At 59.3% G+C, this 18,952-nt stretch carries 17 protein-coding genes and 3 pseudogenes; 9 read left to right on the top strand and 11 right to left on the bottom strand.

The window, feature by feature from the left end:
* Together HV744_RS34350 and HV744_RS34345 are read right to left on the bottom strand one after the other, a co-directional pair.
* A partial coding sequence (locus HV744_RS34350) for a hypothetical protein (protein ID WP_217469195.1) occupies positions 1 to 316 on the bottom strand: 316 nt, incomplete at its 3' end.
* 158 nt (positions 317 to 474) lie between these two features.
* Positions 475 to 1,536 (bottom strand): LacI family DNA-binding transcriptional regulator, encoded by a 1,062-nt coding sequence (locus HV744_RS34345; protein ID WP_175153732.1) that lies wholly within the window; start codon positions 1,534 to 1,536, stop codon positions 475 to 477.
* Between the two features lie 245 nt (positions 1,537 to 1,781).
* Here HV744_RS34345 and HV744_RS34340 point away from each other — a divergent pair, with 245 nt between their 5' ends.
* From HV744_RS34340 to HV744_RS34315, 6 genes and pseudogenes are all read left to right on the top strand, one after another.
* Positions 1,782 to 2,042: a hypothetical protein gene (locus tag HV744_RS34340; RefSeq protein WP_217469194.1), complete on the top strand. Its 261-nt coding sequence runs from the start codon at positions 1,782 to 1,784 to the stop codon at positions 2,040 to 2,042.
* 279 nt (positions 2,043 to 2,321) lie between these two features.
* Positions 2,322 to 3,932 (top strand): xylulokinase, encoded by a 1,611-nt coding sequence (gene xylB, locus HV744_RS34335; protein ID WP_246279344.1) that lies wholly within the window; start codon positions 2,322 to 2,324, stop codon positions 3,930 to 3,932.
* Between the two features lie 29 nt (positions 3,933 to 3,961).
* A pseudogene (gene tal, locus HV744_RS34330) lies at positions 3,962 to 4,910 on the top strand (transaldolase).
* A gap of 61 nt (positions 4,911 to 4,971) precedes the next feature.
* Positions 4,972 to 6,573 (top strand): glucose-6-phosphate isomerase, encoded by a 1,602-nt coding sequence (pgi, locus tag HV744_RS34325; RefSeq protein ID WP_175153731.1) that lies wholly within the window; start codon positions 4,972 to 4,974, stop codon positions 6,571 to 6,573.
* A 2-nt stretch (positions 6,574 to 6,575) separates the two neighbouring features.
* On the top strand, positions 6,576 to 8,042 hold the full coding sequence (zwf, locus tag HV744_RS34320) for a glucose-6-phosphate dehydrogenase (RefSeq protein WP_175153730.1): 1,467 nt from the start codon (positions 6,576 to 6,578) through the stop codon (positions 8,040 to 8,042).
* Between the two features lie 150 nt (positions 8,043 to 8,192).
* Complete coding sequence (locus HV744_RS34315; RefSeq protein WP_175153729.1) at positions 8,193 to 8,618, top strand: hypothetical protein; 426 nt, start codon at positions 8,193 to 8,195, stop codon at positions 8,616 to 8,618.
* Between the two features lie 218 nt (positions 8,619 to 8,836).
* On the opposite strand, the gene HV744_RS34310 is transcribed toward HV744_RS34315, so the two are convergent.
* From HV744_RS34310 to HV744_RS34295, 4 genes are all read right to left on the bottom strand, one after another.
* Entirely contained in the window at positions 8,837 to 9,811 is a 975-nt protein-coding gene (locus HV744_RS34310) for an ABC transporter permease (RefSeq protein WP_175153728.1), read from the bottom strand.
* On the bottom strand, positions 9,811 to 10,767 hold the full coding sequence (locus HV744_RS34305; protein ID WP_425497898.1) for an ABC transporter permease: 957 nt from the start codon (positions 10,765 to 10,767) through the stop codon (positions 9,811 to 9,813). Before HV744_RS34305 ends, HV744_RS34310 begins: the two co-directional genes overlap by 1 nt.
* 50 nt (positions 10,768 to 10,817) lie before the next feature.
* Positions 10,818 to 12,359 carry a sugar ABC transporter ATP-binding protein gene (locus HV744_RS34300; RefSeq protein ID WP_175153727.1) on the bottom strand — a complete coding sequence of 514 codons (1,542 nt, stop codon included), beginning with the start codon at positions 12,357 to 12,359 and terminating at the stop codon, positions 10,818 to 10,820.
* Between the two features lie 161 nt (positions 12,360 to 12,520).
* Positions 12,521 to 13,075, bottom strand: coding sequence for an SIS domain-containing protein (locus HV744_RS34295; RefSeq protein ID WP_175153726.1), 555 nt, complete (start codon positions 13,073 to 13,075; stop codon positions 12,521 to 12,523).
* Between the two features lie 274 nt (positions 13,076 to 13,349).
* Here HV744_RS34295 and HV744_RS34290 point away from each other — a divergent pair, with 274 nt between their 5' ends.
* The 3 genes from HV744_RS34290 to HV744_RS34280 all read left to right on the top strand — a co-directional run bounded on the left by HV744_RS34290 (position 13,350) and on the right by HV744_RS34280 (position 16,469).
* Positions 13,350 to 14,402 carry a LacI family DNA-binding transcriptional regulator gene (locus HV744_RS34290; RefSeq protein ID WP_175153725.1) on the top strand — a complete coding sequence of 351 codons (1,053 nt, stop codon included), beginning with the start codon at positions 13,350 to 13,352 and terminating at the stop codon, positions 14,400 to 14,402.
* Between the two features lie 183 nt (positions 14,403 to 14,585).
* A complete protein-coding gene (locus HV744_RS34285; protein WP_175153724.1) occupies positions 14,586 to 15,563 on the top strand; it encodes an ABC transporter substrate-binding protein in 978 nt (325 codons plus the stop codon).
* A gap of 279 nt (positions 15,564 to 15,842) precedes the next feature.
* Complete coding sequence (locus tag HV744_RS34280; protein WP_246279343.1) at positions 15,843 to 16,469, top strand: MFS transporter; 627 nt, start codon at positions 15,843 to 15,845, stop codon at positions 16,467 to 16,469.
* Between the two features lie 46 nt (positions 16,470 to 16,515).
* Here the strand turns inward: HV744_RS34280 and HV744_RS34275 are convergent, their stop codons facing one another.
* The 5 genes and pseudogenes from HV744_RS34275 to HV744_RS34255 all read right to left on the bottom strand — a co-directional run.
* Entirely contained in the window at positions 16,516 to 16,797 is a 282-nt protein-coding gene (locus HV744_RS34275; RefSeq protein WP_175153723.1) for a hypothetical protein, read from the bottom strand.
* 3 nt (positions 16,798 to 16,800) lie between these two features.
* A pseudogene (locus tag HV744_RS34270) lies at positions 16,801 to 17,034 on the bottom strand (DUF72 domain-containing protein); the annotation flags it as partial.
* Between the two features lie 48 nt (positions 17,035 to 17,082).
* The gene (locus HV744_RS34265) at positions 17,083 to 17,379 is read right to left on the bottom strand and encodes a hypothetical protein (RefSeq protein WP_246279342.1); all 297 of its coding nucleotides are present in this window, start codon (positions 17,377 to 17,379) and stop codon (positions 17,083 to 17,085) included.
* 145 nt (positions 17,380 to 17,524) lie between these two features.
* Positions 17,525 to 18,442, bottom strand: a complete 918-nt coding sequence (locus HV744_RS34260; protein ID WP_175153721.1) for a pirin family protein — start codon at positions 18,440 to 18,442, stop codon at positions 17,525 to 17,527.
* Positions 18,443 to 18,624: 182 nt separating this feature from the next.
* Positions 18,625 to 18,952, bottom strand: a pseudogene (locus HV744_RS34255) (ISKra4 family transposase); the annotation flags it as partial.

The following is an 18,952-nucleotide window of genomic DNA, read 5'->3' as shown; positions in this document are numbered from 1 at the left end:
CGGCGGCGAGGCGCAAGACGCTGTCCAGCTCCATGGGCGCGCCGAGCAGCCGCGCGAGCGGCTCACCGCCCGGATCCTCGAGCACCAGCAGGGTCCGGCCGTCTTCGCGCACCAGCTCCACCGGCCGCACCACCCACGCGCCATTGAGTTCGTCCTTCAGTCCGAATTCATGGGCGAGACGATCGAGGAGGGAAGGTGGCGGTTGTTCGGCGGCGGTTCGCACAATCAGGACGCTGTCGCCGCCCTGGCGCTGGCCTCGACAGAAGACGCGCTCGCCATCGTCCCACAAGATCTGAAGGCTTAGGTTGTTACCCATCGGTGCTGGAACCATGTGAAGGGTTCATCCTGCACACTCCGCCGGGAGCAACGTGCGCAGACCGGCGAGATTGTAGATGACGGGAACGCCCACGACCTCCGGCACGGTCGACCTGCAAACTGCTTCACGCGCAATGTTTCGGCGAAGACGGACGGCGATCATCCGTCGTGCTCCTCCTTGGTGGTTTGCACATCGTCGTCGGACATCTCGCTGAAGCGCGTAGGAACGAGGATGCAAGGGTGCGCGCCCGCGTCACTGGTATCGACCAGGGAGAACGCTTCCGAAATAATGGCCTGCACGTGCTGATGCAACATCGTTACGTCAAACGGCAATCGTGCTGCAAATGGATCCCAGTCAAAGCACCCTACCACAGACGACTTCAACGCGTCTCGTGGCAACCCCGACGCAAACTCGACCAGTCCTTCAAACGCAGTAATTGAATTGATCAGCAACCCAACCGGCAGCCGTCCGCGCGTCTCATATTGACGCGCAAGCGCTTTCCGGGCAGCCGAGGTACTGTACCCGCAGATTTCGAGTGACTGGACCTCAGGCTTCAGATACCGGGCCTCGAAAGCATCGCGGTAACCGGCAATACGCATTTCGGTCGCGTATTCATTGGCGATCCCGCCGACAAACACCAGTTCTTCTGGCCGGTCGCCGCGGGCCTTGATCTTCTCGATCAAAACGTCGGTGAGCACCCGTGCGCCACCTCGATTGTCTGAGACAACCGACGGCGCCCCCTCACCGGGCAGGTCGAGGTTAATAGACGATACACCCGCTTCCGAACAGAGGTTGTTTAGCGGCGTCGGGTTGTGCACGCCGGCAATGAAGAGCAACTCTACGTGCTGCGACAGAAGCGTCTGGGTGACGCTCAATTCCACCGAGGGGTCTCGTTGAGTACTGACGACAATGGGGCAGAGGCCCCGACTTCTGGCCTGCTCCTCAAACGTCTCGGCAAGGCCGGCAAAAAATCGGTTTCGATAGTGGGGAAGGATCATGCCCGCGAGTCCGGAGCGTGAAAGGCGTAATCCACGGGCTCGCATGTTCACGTTGTAGCCGAGATCTCGCGCGGTTTCGAGGATGCGATTGGCGGTTTCCTCCTTGATGCGATACCGCGTCCAGGTTCCGTTCAACACCATGCTAACGGTGGACGTCGAAGAACCAGTTGCCTTCGCGATGTCGCAAATCGTGGATTTGCGTCTGGGGTCGGTGGCAGCCATTTCCTTCACTTCAGTCGCACATTCGTTTTCGTACCGCAGACGTTAGACCTTTCGGGACGGAAAGCCAAATCAGGGTTTCCACGGAGTTGACCCGGTTGCTAAATAGATTCAGCATTCTGGTTACCGAATTGCTAAATGGATTTAGCAACGGCGCCGCTTAGTGGCTGCGGCTAACCAATGGCTGAACAGAAACGTTAGGAGACAGACATGCGCGTCACAACAAAGAAATCCGCACTGCGGGCCCCTTGCTTGGTCACTTCCACACTGGGGAAAACAATCGCCGCGTGCCGGGGAAGGGCCGGATTCCATGGCATGAGGTTGGTCTGGCGCTCCGCGATATTAAATATGCGGGGGCGGTCGTGATGGAACCGTTTGTAAAGACGGGCGGCACGATCGGATCTGACATCAAGGTGTGGCGCGACCTTAGCGAAGGAGCGGACGAGGCAAAAATGGACGAGGACGCTCGCGGAGCGCTGGCCTTTTCCCGCCACGTGCTGGGAGGCTGACGTAACCCACGCAAGAAGGTGGGTCCGCTGCAACCGCTTCCCGTCGCCCCGGTCTCAGGGCTGACTACACGCCTACTATCGTAACGACAGACGGACACACATCCTCCATGCTAACGTAGTAGTACTAACGTCATCACCTGATTGGGTGCCGTGCGAGCAAACCGGCGCGCCAAGCTAGTTTTATCTGGCTATCCACGAGCTGCGCCTGTGTCAGGTGTTGCGCCAAGGCGAGAAAGGCAGCACGGTCCAGTGTTCGCCAGGACTCGCGCATTGTTGATCGTGCATCGTGCGCGAGGAGTTAGCAGGTCCTCCAATCTGTTTTCGCGGGAGTTTCTTCGTCGCTGCGTGCTTGTTTATGACGCGGGCCTGTCACTGTTTCCAACGGTAATCTTTATGGCAACTCTAACGAGTACCCGCATATCACTCGGCATCGATCTGGGCACGACGGACCTGAAAGCGGCTCTTTTAGGCAAGGACGGTTCGGTGCATGGGACAGCTTCTTCACCTGTGAAAAGCTACTATCCGAAAGCCGGCTGGTCGGAGCAGAACCCTGAAGAGTGGTGGAGCGCATGTCTTGCTGCGCTTGGTGACTTGCGCGGCCGATTTCCCGATGCCTGGTCACAGGTGGACTGCATTGGATTGTCGGGACAGATGCACGGCGTCGTTGCTCTTGACGTCAACGACGAGCCGGTACGGCCCGCCATTATCTGGAACGACTCCCGCGCGACGGTGCAGGCAGCCGAGCTGGCTGAGCGATTCGCGTCGGCCGTCGATCTGCTCGGAAGCGTGCCCATGGCGGGATTCACTGCGCCGAAGGTCTTGTGGCTCAAGGAAAATGAGCCTGGCACGTTTGCAAGAATCGATTGCGTCATGTCGCCCAAGGACTTTCTTAGGCTGCGCCTCACCGGCTTGCGCGTCACCGACACGTCTGACGCGGCCGGCACCCTCTGGCTGGACGTTCCCCGACGCGCCTGGTATGAGCCCATTGTCAATGCGACGGGTCTCACCCTGCGACAGTTGCCGGAGATCGTTGACGGAACGAGCCCGTCTGGCTATGTCACGAAGCAGACTGCCGAGCAGTTCGGGCTTCGTACTTCGGTCGTGGTCGCGGGTGGCGCAGGGGACAATCCGGCCTCAGCCGTCGGTATTGGTGCATGCTCGGCGGGTGACGCATTTGTCACACTGGGCACTAGCGCTGCCATCGTCGCGTTGACTGACGATCCCACTGCCAAAATCAGCGGAGGAATTCATCGCTTCGCCCACACGTTGCGTAATGAATGGTATGCGATGGGCGCCATCCTGTCGGGTGCGAGCTGTCTGCGATGGGCGACAAGAATCCTGTCCATTCCTTCAGAACAGTCCCTGCTCGATCTCATATCAGGGGCTATACCCGCCAACGAGATTCCGCCGCCAGACGCCCCCCTGTTTCTGCCTTACCTGGCAGGCGAACGCACGCCGCACAACGACCCCCTGGTTCGTGGCGGATTCATGAATCTGGGCGTTGACACGTCGCCCGCCTTGCTCGGTTACGCCGTCCTTGAGGGTGTCGCATTCGCCTTGCGGGACGCGGCTGCGGCCGTCGAGTCTTCGGGCGTGGCAGTCGGGAGTTGCGCGCTTGTCGGCGGCGGGGCGCGAAGCGACTACTGGGCGCAGCTGCTTTCCGACGTACTGGGCCGAGAGTTGCACACGCTGGTCGGGAGCGAACTTGGAGCCTGTATCGGGGCCGCGAAACTGGGTTTCGCTGCCTGCGGCTGGGACCCGGCACGGCTGAAGACCACACTCCCAGTTAAACGTAAGTTCATTCCGCAGCCCGCGCGCACTGAAGCACTACAGCAGCGATATCGCAAGTTCCGGAGCCTCTTCCCGGCGGCGCAGTCGCTTACTTCCTGACCACAGTATTCGTATAAGTCCTTCCTGTCATGAATCAACTCGACCAACTTAAGCAGTACACCACGGTCGTTGCCGATACTGGCAACTTCCTTGAACTGAATCAGTTCACCCCCCGGGACGCAACGACCAACCCTTCGCTGATTCTCAAGGCAGTCAAGGATTCGACGTACGCTCCGTTGCTGGCAGAGGTCGTCAACCAGAACAAAGGGCGACCACATGCCGAGGTGATCGATGCGGTGCTGGTCCGGTTCGGGCTGGAAATTCTAGGAATCGTACCGGGACGCGTGTCGACGGAAATCGATGCGCGGCTCAGCTTCGACACACAAGCGAGTCGAGCGGGCTCACCGGATCATTGCGTCGTATGAAGCAGCAGGCGTTGATCGCAAGCGGGTACTGATCAAGATCGCCGCGACATGGGAGGGCATCCAGGCTGCCCGGCTCCTCGAGCGCGACGGCATCCATTGCAACATCACGCTTCTGTTCGCGTTCTGCCAGGCGGTCGTGTGTGCTCACGCTGGCGTCCGTCTGATTTCTCCGTTCGTGGGTCGCATTTACGACTGGTACAAGGCGAGCGCAAAGGGAAATTGGGATGAAGCGGCCAACGCCGGAAGGAATGACCCGGGTGTGCGATCGGTTGCGACGATATACCGGTATTACAAGCGCTTCGGCATTCAAACCGAAGTGATGGGCGCGAGCTTCCGCAATACTGGGCAGATCCTTGCGCTGGCGGGCTGCGACCTGCTGACGATCAGCCCGGAGTTGCTTGCCGCGCTGAAGTCGTCGTCGGAGCCGGTCGCGCGGATGCTGGACGGTGCGGGAGGCTGTATCGAACAAGCCAAACAGGGCGAATACTCGGAAGCGCAGTTTCGCTATCTCCTCAACGAGGATGCAATGGCAACCGAGAAGCTTGCCGAAGGCATTCGGGGTTTTGCAAGGGATGCTGTTGCACTTGATCGACTGATCGACGGCTTGCGTTGATGCAGTGATCTCCAGAGCGTCTTCCAGACGAACCAAACCGGTAGGCTAACGCTGAAAATCTATGTCATTGCTCACTCAATCTCCTTCCTGGCGTGCTCTCGCCGACCATCGTGAAGCGCTGGCTGGCACCCCGATCCGCGAGCTGTTCGAGCGAGACACCGATCGCGCCTCCCGCTTCTCGCTCGATGCTGCCGGGCTCTTCGTCGACTACTCGAAGAACCCGATTGTTGACGACACGATTACGCGGCTCGTCGCGCTCGCCCGCGAGGCAGGGGTTGATGCTCACCGCGATGCCATGTTCGCGGGCGAGCGGATCAACCGCACCGAGAACCGTGCGGTGCTGCACGTCGCGCTGCGCGATCGCTCGGGTGCACCGCGCATGGTGGACGGTGTCGATGTGTCGCCGCAAATTGCGGCCGTGCTTTCCCGGATGCGCCGCTTTTCCGGAAGCGTCCGCTCGGGCGCGTGGACCGGCTACACGGGCCGCGAAATCACTGACATCGTCAACATAGGCATCGGCGGGTCTGATCTTGGGCCGAAGATGGTCTGCGAGGCGCTTAGGCCATATGGGCACGAGCGTCTGACGATGCATTTCGTGTCGAACGTGGACGGCGCGGATATCGTTGAAGCATTGAAGCACGCCGACCCTGAGACGACTCTGTTTATCGTGTCTTCGAAGACATTCACGACGCGTGAGACGCTCACGAACGCGCACACCGCGCGCGCCTGGCTGCTGGCCAGCGGTGCGCCAGAAGAGGCAGTCGCCAGGCACTTTGTTGCAGTGTCGACGAACACTGAAGCGGTATCGGCATTCGGAATTGACACGGACAACATGTTCGAATTCTGGGACTGGGTCGGCGGCCGATACTCGCTGTGGTCGGCGATCGGACTGCCGATCGCGCTGATGGCCGGGATGGATGCGTTCGAGCAACTGCTTGACGGCGCCGATGCTATGGACCGCCATTTCGCCGACGCGCCGCTCGAGCGCAACCTGCCGGTTCTACTTGCGATGATTGGAATCTGGCATCAGAACTTTCTCGGCACGACGAGTCAGCTTATCGCGCCGTACGACAATTATCTGCACCGGCTACCGGCCTACCTCCAGCAGCTCGACATGGAAAGTAACGGCAAATCGGTGACGCTCGACCACGCGCGCGTCGACTATATGACCGGTTCGGTGATCTGGGGCGAGCCCGGCACCAACGGCCAGCACGCTTTCTTCCAGTTGCTGCATCAGGGTACTGCGGTGATCCCGGCTGACTTCATCGTCTGTATGCAGCCACATCACACGCTCAACGAGCACCACGACATCCTCGTTGCGAACTGTTTTGCGCAGTCTGAGGCGCTGATGAACGGCTCGCGCTCGGTCGACGAACCGCATCGCAATTTCGAAGGCAACAGGCCGACGAATACGATTTGCGTGGACACACTCAATCCGGCATCGCTCGGCGCTCTGATCGCGCTTTACGAGCACAAGGTGTTTGTGCAGGGCTGTGTGTGGCGCATCAACTCGTTCGACCAGTGGGGCGTCGAGCTCGGCAAAAAGCTCGCGGTCGTAATTGAGAAGGAGTTCGCTTTGTCCGGTCCTATCGAATCGCATGACGGCTCCACGAACCAGCTCATCAACCGTTTCAGGGCGTGGCGCAAGACGACCCGAGTGTGATCATGACGACACGTCCGAAAAGCCAGCCCGATGCGAACGACTTCACATTCGTACTCGTCGGCGGAACAGGTGATCTGGCGATGCGCAAGATTCTGCCTGCGCTTTATGCGGCGCTAGCAGAGGGTGGCCGTATCGTATCGGTCGCCCACACATCGCTCGATCTCGACGGCTACCTTCGCTGGGTTGAAGAGCATGTGAAACCACATGTCTCGCCGCCGGTGCTAGATGACGCCGCATGGACGGGCTTTCTTGCACGGATCGCTTACGTCGAGCTCGATGCCGGCCGGCCCGACGCGTTTGCTTCGTTACGCGAGGTGGCCGGCATGCTGCACGGCCAGCGCATCTTCTACCTCGCGACCGGCCCGTCACTTTTTGTCCCGATCTGCGAAGGTCTTGCAGCAGCCGGGCTCACCGATGGTGCGCGTATCGTGTTGGAGAAGCCGCTAGGTCACGATCTGCATTCATCGAACGCGATCAACGATGCGGTGGGTAGGATCTTCGCCGAGAATCAGATCTGTCGGATCGGTCACTATCTCGGCAAGGAGGCCGTCCAGAACCTGTTCGCGCTGCGGTTCGGCAATGCACTGTTCGAGCCGCTGTGGCGACGCGAGTGGGTCGAGAGCATCCAGATTACAGTGGCCGAGGAACTCGGCGTCGAGCGCCGAGGCAACTTTTACGATCAGACGGGCGCGTTGCGTGACATGGTGCAGAACCATTTGCTGCAACTGCTTGCGATCGTCGCGATGAAGCCGCCTCACTCGATGGATGCCAACGCCGTGCGCGACGAAAAGCTGCGTGTGCTGCGCGCGCTCAAGCCGTTGCAGGCAGACGAGATCCGTCAGAACGTCGTTCGCGGCCAGTATCGCGCAGGCGTGAGCAACGGTCTCTCCGTCCCGGGATATCTGGGCGAGCCGGGCGTCGCCCGGGAGAGTGCCACCGAGACCTTCGTTGCCTTGAAGGCCGAAATCGAGAACTGGCGCTGGGCCGGTGTGCCGTTCTTCCTGCGTACGGGCAAGCGCCTTGCCGGCCGCGTTGCAGAGATCGTTGTGAACTTCCGGCCGGTGCCGCACTCGGCGCTCGGTCCAATGCCGCTGCGTTCCGGCTCGAATCGGCTGACGATCCGGCTCCAGCCGAACGAATCAGTCCGGCTTAATACGCTCGGCAAGGTTCCGGGCATGGGTATGAATCTGCGCGGGGTCTACCTCGATCTTGCGTTTGACCAGTTTTTTCAGCAGGACCGTATGGAAGCGTATCAGCGCTTGCTGCTCGATGTCATCGCCGGCCGACTCGCGCTCTTCGTGCGGCGCGACGAGCAGGAGGCAGCATGGCGGTGGGTCGCACCGATCCTGGATGAACGTTCTCACGCCAACGCAATGCCAAAGTCCTACGCCGCCGGCACTTGGGGCCCTGCCGCAGCCAGTGCGCTGCTGGCCCGCGAAGGGACCTGCTGGATCGAGGAAGAGAGCTAACCCCGGCGTGCTGAAGGCCGGGATGTAAAGCTGCAATCGCCCCAGCTCATGAGGGTGGGGAGCGAGAACGGGATTTTATTGCCGATTATGCCTCAATCGAAGTCACGCAAGAACAGACGCTCGGTCGTGCACTCTCCGAGGTTGCCAAAGATGTTCCTGTTGCCGATGCCCGACGAGTGCATACGCAAGCTATCGCTGGTGGGTCATCTCGCCCTTGAGGGTAGTCAAAGGACGGAAGGCAATCGCGATCTGATCAATGAGCTCACGAGAGTCTTATACCTGACGTTTTGTATGCAGGAAGTGAATGTTGGCTGCGCGAACCCGGGCGTTTTTATAAACGCGGAGGAAGCGCTCGACAGGACCGTTCAGCTGGCCGAACAGACTGGCGTGTGGCGAATCGATCCCAAGGACGTCGCGGCAATCGAGCCGATATTGCGCATGTACGACGAGGAGCTTGCCGCGTCGTCGACGCGCACGTTTCTCGAGGCGGAGAAGCGACTGAAAAAACTCCTGGAGGGCCATCACGAGTGTTCGCCGCTGCAGCAGCGTTTCGGAGTGGGCCTGTCGCGTAGTTAAATGCGACGAGCCATCCGATGCGGTCGTGGACTGTCGACTTGGACCCTGAGACCGGACACGTCACGGTATTGTTTTGACCCGCCAAGATATCTGAGATCTTGAGATCTTGGCGGCCGGTCGCGCTGGGTAGCCGCTGTTATGCTTCGTCAAGCCGGGTGGGCAAATCCGGTGGCCTCGACACGCCACCGTGGACGACGCATTTTGTCCACCGCAGTCGCTCACGCGGCTTGAACGGCGTTGCGTCGCCCGGCAAGCCTCGCCTGCACGAGCACCACAACCAGCAGGAATAGGCCGCGCACGACGTTTTGCCAGTAGGCGGAGAGCGAGAACACGCCCATCCCATTCTCGAAGTTGAGTACGTTGAAGAGAATGCCAAGGAGCAGAACCCCAGCGAGCGTCGAAAGGATAGATCCCGAGCCGCCCGTGAGCAGCGTGCCGCCAACCACGACGGAAGCAATGGCAAAGAGTTCCCAGCCCACACCCTCAGTTGGCTGCCCGGCTCCAAACTGTGCGGCAAGGATGACGCCTGCAAGCCCGGCCAATGCGCCGCTGACAACATACACAATGAATTTCGCCCGGTCTGCGCGCAGCCCCATCAGACGCGTCGCGTCTTCACCGCCGCCGACTGCAAGAACAGTGCGACCGGTTGCCGTGTAGTTGAGGACGACAATCCCTGCAAGATAGGCCACGCCCGCGATGATTGCGGGTATCGGTACCTTGCCCCAACTGCCCTGGCCGATTACGGTGATACCGCTGTCGTAGTCGACGGGCACCGTGGTGTTATGTGCCAGCAATAGTGCGGTTCCGCTTGCTGCGAGCATCGTGCAGAGGGTGGCGATGAATGGCAGTAGACCTGCGCGCGTGATAAGGATGGCATTGATCAGGCCCGCAGCGACGCCGACGCCGATGCCAGCACCGAGTGCCGGCAGGAATCCGTGAGGGCTTGCCAGGGCTGCCGCAACACTGCCCAGTGCCGCCACCGTGCCGACAGAGAGGTCGATACCGCCTGTCATGATCACAAAGCACATACCCAGTGACACGAGCGCAAACATTGCGTTGTATCGCAGAACAGACATGACGTTGAAGACCGACAGGAACCGGTCATAACGCAACGCGCCAAAGAGAACCAGAACGGCGAGCGCGATGACCACGCCGTAGGTGCCGACCATGCGGATAAGTGCGATGCGTTTCATTAGTGACTCCTTTGCTGCCGTTGCAGCCATACAGCTACTGCGATGATGCCGGCCTTAACCACGAGTGCCGCTGCATCCGGCACGCCATTCGAGAGCAGCGTATAACGGACGAGCTGGATGGTGAGTGCTCCAAGCAGGGTGCCGACTATGGTTGCCTTGCCGCCGCTCATCAGTGTTCCACCGACTGCCACCGCGGCGATCGCATCCAGTTCCATTCCGAGACCGACCAGATTCGCATCACTCGAAGAATTGATACCGATTACGACCAGCCCGGCGAGCCCTGCGCAAAGTCCCGAGATCGTGTAGACGGCAAGCTTCACACGCGCGACGGGCAGTCCGGCGAGCAGCGCCGCAGTCTCATTGCCACCCACCGCCAGGATGTGACGGCCAAACACGGTTTTCCGCAGGACCCAGGCGGCGAGTACCACCATGACCGCCATGATGATCACCTGTGTCGGAATGCCCAATGGTCTGCCGAGGCCGATCCAGGAAAACTGGGGCACAGTGAACGTTTGGAGGTTACCGTTGGTAAGGACCTGCGCAATCCCGCGTCCAGCGATAAACAGGACGAGTGTCGCCACGATTGGTTGAATGCGGAAGCGCGCAACGAGGTAGCCGTTAAACACACCGAGGAGGCCCGTCACGAGAATCGATGCGCCCATGGCGACAGCAACCGCGACGTAGATGTTGCTCATCGCGACAAGCTTGCCCGTGAAGATGATCGGGGCCAGGGCGCCTGCAATCGCCATCTGGGAACCTACGCTCAGATCGACGCCTCCTGTTGCGATGACCAATGTCATTCCGACTGCGACAATGACGATAGTGGCTACCTGCGTGAGGTTGATGTTCAACGTTTGCATCGTTGCAAAGTTGGGCGTGTGCGCGAGATTGAAGACAATCAACAATGCCAGGGCGACAAGGGTTCCGTAACGCGAAAAGAAACCCATGAGGTCCATGCCTTGAAGCCGCGTATATCCCATCTTCGGCTGGGGACGTGCTTTCTCTATCATGCTACCGCCTCCGTTTGCTCATGGCCGTGTGCCATCAGCGTGACTATCTGGTCCTCTGTCACCAGGTCGCCGTCGAGTTCGGCTACCGCAATACCGTCGCGTAGTACAAAGATACGATCAGCACCTTCAGCGACTTCCTCAAGCTCAGACGAAATCATGACGACCGCCAGGCCTTCGACGGCCAGTGATCTGATCAACCGCTGAATCTCGGCCTTCGCGCCCACGTCGATTCCGCGGGTAGGCTCGTCCAGAATGAGAAGCTTCGGGTTCATCGCAAGCCAGCGGGCAAGCAGAACCTTCTGCTGGTTACCACCGGAAAGCTCGCGGATGCGCTGATCCGGCCCGGAGCACTTGATATTCAGGCCCTTGATGTAGCGATTGACGATTTCGCGCTGCTTCTTTTCGTCGACGACACCATTACGGCTGATGCGCGGAAGCATTGCCAGTGTCATGTTCTCGGCGACGCTCATTTCCGGTACGATGCCTTCCGTCTTCCGATCCTCGCTGCAAAATCCCATGCCGGCCGCGACGGCATCAGCGGTGCGTGTTGGCCGATAGGACTGGCTGTCCATCTTCATTTCGCCCGCCTTGAACCGGTCGACACCAAATATGAGCCGTGCAGTTTCTGTTCTCCCTGCACCGAGCAGGCCCGCAAAGCCGACGATTTCGCCGCGTCGTACATTGAAACTCACGTCGCGCACGGCATGTCGTGTGCTCAGGTGATCGGCCTCGAGCAAAACCTCGCCAGGGGCTGACTGTTCCCGGTCGAATGCAGTTGTGTGGCCCTCGGTTTTTGCTACGTCCCGGCCGAGCATCGAAGAAACAAGCTCCAGCTTGCTGATTTCGCTCATGGCGCAACTACGCACCGTTCGGCCGTCCCGCATGATGGTGACCCGGTCACATATCGCGTATAGCTCGTCGAGCTTGTGGCTCACGTAGACGATTGAGACGCCATCGGCCTTGAGCTGGCGGATCACATCGAGAAGAATCTCGACCTCGCGCTCGTCCAGCGAGGATGTCGGCTCGTCCATAATCACGAGGCGCGCGGAGAAACCGATGGCTCGCGCAATCGCAACCATCTGCTGGGTCGCGGTGCTGAATTCACCAAGCGGTCGCCGCACGTCAAAGTCGATATTGAAGCGTGCGAGGAGACGTCGCGCCTCCTTGTGCATGGCACGCCAGTCGACCAACCCGACTCGTTTGAAATTGCGGCCCAGACAGATGTTCTCCGTCACGGACCGCAGCGGGACAAGGTTGATTTCCTGGTAGATGGTGCTGATACCAAGGCGCTGCGCCTCGTGCGGTGATGACCCAGTGAACGGCTTGCCCTCGAACAGCACATCGCCAACATCGCGATCGTAATAGCCGGTCAGCACCTTGATCAGCGTCGACTTCCCGGCACCGTTTTGCCCGACCAGGGCATGCACTTCGCCGGCACCTATCGTCAGCGAAGCGTCGGACAGAGCGGGGACCTTGCCAAAGCGCTTGCCGATACCCTGCATGTCAAGCAAGGGTGCCGAATTCAACTCAACTAGCATGTTCGTCTCCATAACTATTGTTGGACGTACCTCCGTCACGCGGCTTGAGCCGTTTCTTTTTCTTTTAGCGCGGGCTTCGACAAGTCACCCGATAAGGTGATGCTCACATTCAACAACACGAGAAGCAGCTAGTTGCGCCACCGCTCGCGGCCTTCAGGCGTTCATTCGAGATTGGTGTGATTTGCGCGCATCGTTTCCGGACTGATCTTGAGGCGGTCAATCAGCTTCAGGATCATGACCTCGAAGAGCACGAACAACGCGCCTTCATAGAGCGAACCCATTGGCAGCACGGAGGTACGCTTCTCGCCTTGGTCATCCGCCATCGTTTGAGCCGGCAGATGAAGCACCTTGTCGGCGAACTGCGCAGCGCGGCCGGACGGTTGGGCGGTGATGACGAGAATGCTGGCCCCGGCCGCCTTCGCGACACCGAGCAGGGCGAGCGCGGTGGAAATCTCGCCTGGCCCGACCGTCACGATGAAAAGGTCGCCCTTGCCAACGGGAGGCGTGGTCATGTCGCCTTCCACTGCGACGGACAGCCCCATGTGGTACAGGCGCATAGCGAAGCCCATGATCTGAAGCTTCTCGCGGCCGCCGCCGAAAACCACAATGCGGCGGGCGGCGGCGGTCATTTCCAGCGCGTTATCAACGTCAGCATCCTTCAACCGGTCAAAAGTGGTCTGAAGTTCATCAAGGGCGGCGGCGTAGAGGTTGGTCATTCTAGTCTCCGAAAAATTGTGGTCGGCGCGGCTGGGGCGCGCGCATCAAGAGTTTCACGCGATTGCGGTAGGGAAACGCAGTGGTAATCTCGCCTGTACAATCGATTGTGCAAATAACTGGACAAAATGGCGCTCGCGGACCAACATGAACCAAATTTATCAACAAAAGCGAGACAATCGGTACAACAAGGTGCTGCACAATCGATGTAGCAATCAAACCAGAGAACTCTCGCTGTCGTCAAGTGCTATTTTTTCGAACGGAGGCAGGCGTTAGATGGGCACCGCTGGCAAACCAAAAATCACGATCCACGACATCGCCCGCATCAGCGGTGCGTCCGCGTCGACGGTTAGCGCGGCGCTGAGTGAGAACTGGCGCAAGCGCCGTATTGGCGAGGCGACCGCAGCGAAGATCCGCAAGATCGCCGCTGAAAATGGCTATACCCCAAATCTTCAGGCGCGTGGGCTCCGCAGTGCCCGCTCCGGCCTGATTGGTCTGATCCTGCCTTTTCACGACAATCGTTTCTTCTCGTCGTTAAGCCAGGCATTCGAAGCGGAGGCGCGGCAGCGTGGGTGGTGTCCAGTGATAGCGTCGACGTTACGTGACCCTGCGGAAGAAGTCCGTATCGTTGAGACGTTGATTTCGTATGCGGTTGACTACCTGTTCATCGCCGGCGCGACGAATCCGGACGCGCTCGGTGAACTCTGCCGGGCGGCGAAGTTGTCACACTTGTATGTTGACCTTCCGGGCAAGGACGCGCCCTCCGTCGTGAGCAACAACTATCACGGCGCGCGGACTTTAACGGAGCGCATCCTTGCCGGGATGCCTCGCGATATGGACTGCGCGCGAAGCCGGCCATACTTCATAGGCGGATTGCCCACCGACTACGCGTCGGCGCAACGCATGCGGGCTTTCGGGGAAACACTCGAAGCAGCCGGAATACCTTTCGAAGAATGTCAGATCATTCCCAGCGGTTATTCGCCCGGGGGCGCTTCTCGTGAAATTGCGATTTTGTGCGAGCGTCTCGGGGGACTGCCTGCAGGGCTGTTCGTCAATTCGATCAGGCCATTCGAAGGCGTTGTCAGTCACCTACTCAATCTTCCCCCCGAATCGTTCGCCGACAGTGTCATAGGGTGTTACGACTACGACCCGTTTGCATCTTTTTTGCAATTTCCGGTCCACATGATGCGGCAAAACTCGAACGAGCTCATCGCATCCGCCTTCAAACTTGTCGATGCGGGCACACAGGATTCCATCCTGATTCAGGTCGAGCCGGAATTGATCCCGCCGCGCACGACCTATGGCGAGCCGTTCAGTGAACTAGGTTAAGTGTTTTTAAGGCCGCGCCCATCACGTGCTCGGCCCATGATCCGAACCGATTCTAGAAATCGCGCCGCAGGTGAATCCCTATGTTGACAATCGATTGTGCAATGTGTTTCGATGGTGCTGCATCGATTGTGCAAACAAATTTGTGCCCACACCTCGGGCACGGAGACAACTGAGGAGTCTGTCATGACCAGCCGTCGAGATTTCGTCTTTCATTCCGCCGTCCTTGCCGGTGCCGTCCTGATTGGCAAGCCCGCTCTAGCAGCGCTGCCGCCGCTGGCAAAGAAAGCGAGCTACAAAGTTGGCTTTGCCCAGTCAGAGAGCAACAATCCCTGGCGTCTGGCTGAGACCAAGTCGATGCAGGATGAAGCGACCAGGCGCGGACACAAGCTGGTGTTCACCGACGCGGGTGGTTCGTCGGCCAAACAGGCGTCTGACGTTAATTCGATGATTGCTCAAGGGGTTGACGCGATTTTCCTGCCACCGCGCGAGGATAAGGCGTTAGTGCCCGTCATCATCTCCGCTCGTGATGCCGGTATCCCTGTCTTCCTGATCGATCGGGACGTCAATCACAATATGGCCAAGCCGGGGCGCGATTATGTGACCTTTATCGGCTCCGATTTCGTAGAAGAGGGGCACCGCGTCGCGCAGTGGCTGATCAAGAACGCGAACGGCAAGACCAGGATCATCGAGATCGAAGGGACGGTCGGCTCATCCCCTGCGAACGACCGCAAGAAAGGCTTCGATGAAGCCATTCGCGCCGCGGGTGGCTTTACCATTGTTGCGTCCCAGTCAGGCGATTTTTCGCGAGACAAGGGGCGGCAGGTAGCGGAGACGCTGATTCAGGCGCATCCGGACGCGAACGTTATTTATACGCACGCTGACGAAATGGCGTTGGGAGCGCTTGCCGCCCTGGAAGCTGCGGGAAAGAAGCCGGGGAAGGATGTACTCGTCGTCTCAGTCGACGGCGAGCGGGATGCGGTACAGCAAATTATCGAAGGCAAGATCGGCGCGATTTGCGGGTGCAGCCCCTTCTTCGGGCCAAAGGCGTTCTCGGTGCTTGCAGACTACGCTGCAGGCAAGACAATCCCGCCGTTCATCAAAAATGAGGATCAGTTCTACGACGCTAGCAATGCGAAGATGATGGTCGCTAGCGCGTTCTGATTGATGGTGCCGGCGCTGTCCTTAGGGATGCGCCGCCTCTACCATTACTCGTTTGTCCAAGCTGACTTAAGACGAATAACGGCAGCAGAGCGTCCGGTGCATCCGCACCGGACGAAACATCGAGCACGTCGACTGACTCACCAGATAACACCGCCGATATTGAGCGGTTCTTAGTCGAGTTCATGGACAATCTAGCCCTCTATTTTTTGTTGATTGTGGAGTACTGCCGGCGCACCCGCTCAGCAAGGGATTCGTTTTTCGGGGGGGCAAGCTCACTATATGGGTTACACGGCCACGTGGGCTGGCTATGCAACAGCGATGACGGGCGTGCTCGCTGTCGTTTCGGCGCCGCTTGCGGCCAAGCTGTCGTCGAAGTTCGACGGACGCTGGCTGGTGTTCGCCGGCGTGATGTGGCTCGGTACGATCACGCTGGTCCGCACGCACGCGGACACCGACATGACGTTCTGGCAGGTGGCAGTGCCGCAACTGCTGCAAGGTATCGGCTTGCCGTTCTTCTTTGTGCCGCTGACCGGCCTCGCGTTGAGCAGTGTCGAAGAACCCGAAACGGCTTCGGCCGCGGGCCCGATGAATTTCTGCCGGACTTTCGGCGGGGCGATTGCCACGTCAGTGGCCACTTCCGCGTGGGAGGACAAGACCAAATACAACCGCGCGGAACTGTCGGGACTTGTCGATCATGCCGGCCACTATGCGACCACGCTGACGAATTCCGGATGGAGCGCGGATCAGGCGCACGAGCGGATTACCGACATCGTCCGGTCGCAAGCCGTGATGCTCGCGACCAATCAGCTCTTCATGATTGTCGGATGCTGCTTCGTATTCGCGGCTCTGGCGGTCTGGCTCGCGCCCAAACCGGCGCGGGTTGCGGATACGTCACACGCGCATTGATCCCGTGTGACGCTTAAAGTGGAACAGGCGTAAGCGCCCTGCCCATTCACAACGGATCCTTCGACACTGCGTGATCGGCAACCCATGAAAGACAAATCCTGGCCCCCTTAAACCCGGACATTTGAACTTCGCTGGCAAGCGGACATTTCAGAATGGCTTTGACATGTGTGCGCGCCACCAACGCGGCGATCCCGTTGATCTGTTCCGCGAGCTCCGCGTCGTAGTAGTCGTAATTGAAGCGATCGCTGGCGGCGCTGGCATCCTTGATGTTCCATGTCTCATGATTACGTCCGTGAAGCCGAACAAGGGTGAGTTGATCATTGATCACTTCCTACGCCGAGGAAATGCTGTTGCCCGAGCCCTGTGGTTCGTCGACCACGACGCTTACAAGCCCACGCTCGCGTTCGAAGGCGAGCGTGTACGCTGCGTGCTTTTCTTCGAACCAGGATTTATTGCGAAACTCGACGGCCATCGTGTAACCGGCCATGACATTCGCGCAGCGGGCGACGTGCTCGACGTCTTTCGGCGCGCTCGTTACCCAGCGTGCGAACTGGAAGTGCACGGCACCGACTTTGTTCGGGGAGGGGGCCGAGCTTCCATACTACGGACGCAACTATCCATTTCTGAAGGAAACGGGCCTGCCAAACGAGTTCCACCGGTTAAGGATGATCGCGATGATCACGTCCTCGCGTTCCTGCGACCCGATTTTTCGTGTCAGCAAGATCGAGCCGATGCACCGCTTGATCCGGGAGATCTGCGCTTCGACCAGCGAGCGCTGCCCGTAGCCATATCTCTTGTGGAACGCATAAACGTCTTTTTTCCTGATGTAGCCAGCGACCTTGTCGTGCCACTGAGTCTTTTCTTCGCCATGCTCCACCGCGTGAGAGGGCGGTGGAATAGCGGGGAGCACGCCTTAGCGCGACAGCGCTTCGGCTCGCTCGATGCTGTAGTAGGCACCGTCTGCGATCACGCGGTCAGCCGGGATATCGGCCGGCAGCATGCGGTCCATCAATCCTCGCCTCTCGTCTCTGCGTTGCGAGCAACGCAGAGTTTGATCACCTCCAAGTTGGAGGAAGAGTGGGCGCTTGTAGGCGCGGGGACGAGACGCTGGGGACATCTTCGAAGCGGCGGTGCTCGTTCCACGCTATGACAGCATCTACCATTTCCTTTTCGGTGCGCGCTACGAAATTCCACCAAATCAGGATTTCCTCGTCGAACGGTACACCCCCCACTATGATGAACCTGCAGGCAGCGGTCGTTTGCAGCTTGAGCTTGTCGCGACCGGTGCCGATATGCAGTAATACATCAGGTTCGAGCGATTCCGCCTCAATGGTAAGTTCGCCGCTGACCACGAGGATTGCATGCTCGAATTTCGGGTCGAGTGGCATGTCGAGCTCGGCAACGTCGACGGAAGCGAAGTCCAGGCCAACAAGCGGCGAATGGACTTCTGCTGGTGACGTGAGATCCCATGCCGTGCCCGCCAATACGGTGATCTCAAAGCCACCGTCGCGACGGATCGGCAGGTTGGCGTAGTTCTGGAACGATGGCAGACGATTGCGCTCGGCGTCGGGCAGTGCGATCCATAACTGGACAGCGTGGAAAGAACCATCGCTCACAGTGTCTTCTGCGTGAGTAATTCCGCGGCCGGCCGTCATGAGGTTCACTTGGCCAGGCAAAACGACCTGCTCGTAGCCTAAGCTGTCGCGATGCAGGACCGAACCATCGATCATCCAGGTCAGTGTCTGAAGTCCGATGTGCGGGTGGGGGCCTACATGCATGCCTGCTTCAGCCGACCCTCGGACCGGGCCAGCGTGGTCGAGGAAGCACCATGCACCTACCGTCTTCTTGTGTCGGTTCGGGAGTGCGCGACGTATCGGCAAACGTCCCACTTCAGCGGGACGTGTCGGGAAACGTTCGCCGAGACTGTGGGTGGCACCGGTAATGGTGGTGTGCGTTGGTTTCGATTCGTTCATAGCCAGGACCGGAGTGTCACGATCAAGCGAAGGCTAAACCGAACATTCATAAAAGTCTTGAAATTCGGAGTCGTTTTTGCTTAATTCTTCTGAATGCCTGTGGCCTGCTCATGCGCACTGCACATCATAGTGCTTGACGATAACGGTGAGACTTCTTGACGAGAGCGTTCATTTTGGTGGGGTCACGCGCTGATTCGGAGAGTTGCGTTGTTGGCAGCGAAGCCGGGGTACCACCGTTCGAAGTCCTGGCGAAGCCGATCGTCGATGACGCGGATGCGCACCTGGAGCATCAGGTGGGCGCTCTGCGGCGACCAGCGCATTTGCTGTGACTTCGACATGCGCTTGTCGATGATCTGATTGACGGCCGACTCCACGAACGCGGTCGAAACGCGTTCGCCGGCGCGATATCGTCGGCCATAGTCCGGTAACGATTCGGCGTTGTTCTCCAGGTATTGACGCAACCCGGCGGCGAGCTTGCGAGCTCGAGCCACGACGGTCTTGTCTGCCAAT

The sequence above is a fragment of the Paraburkholderia ultramafica genome (assembly GCF_902859915.1).
Lineage (GTDB): Bacteria > Pseudomonadota > Gammaproteobacteria > Burkholderiales > Burkholderiaceae > Paraburkholderia > Paraburkholderia ultramafica.
The sequence above is the reverse complement of the archived record's forward strand: the minus strand, read 5'-3'. Positions and strand labels throughout refer to the sequence as shown.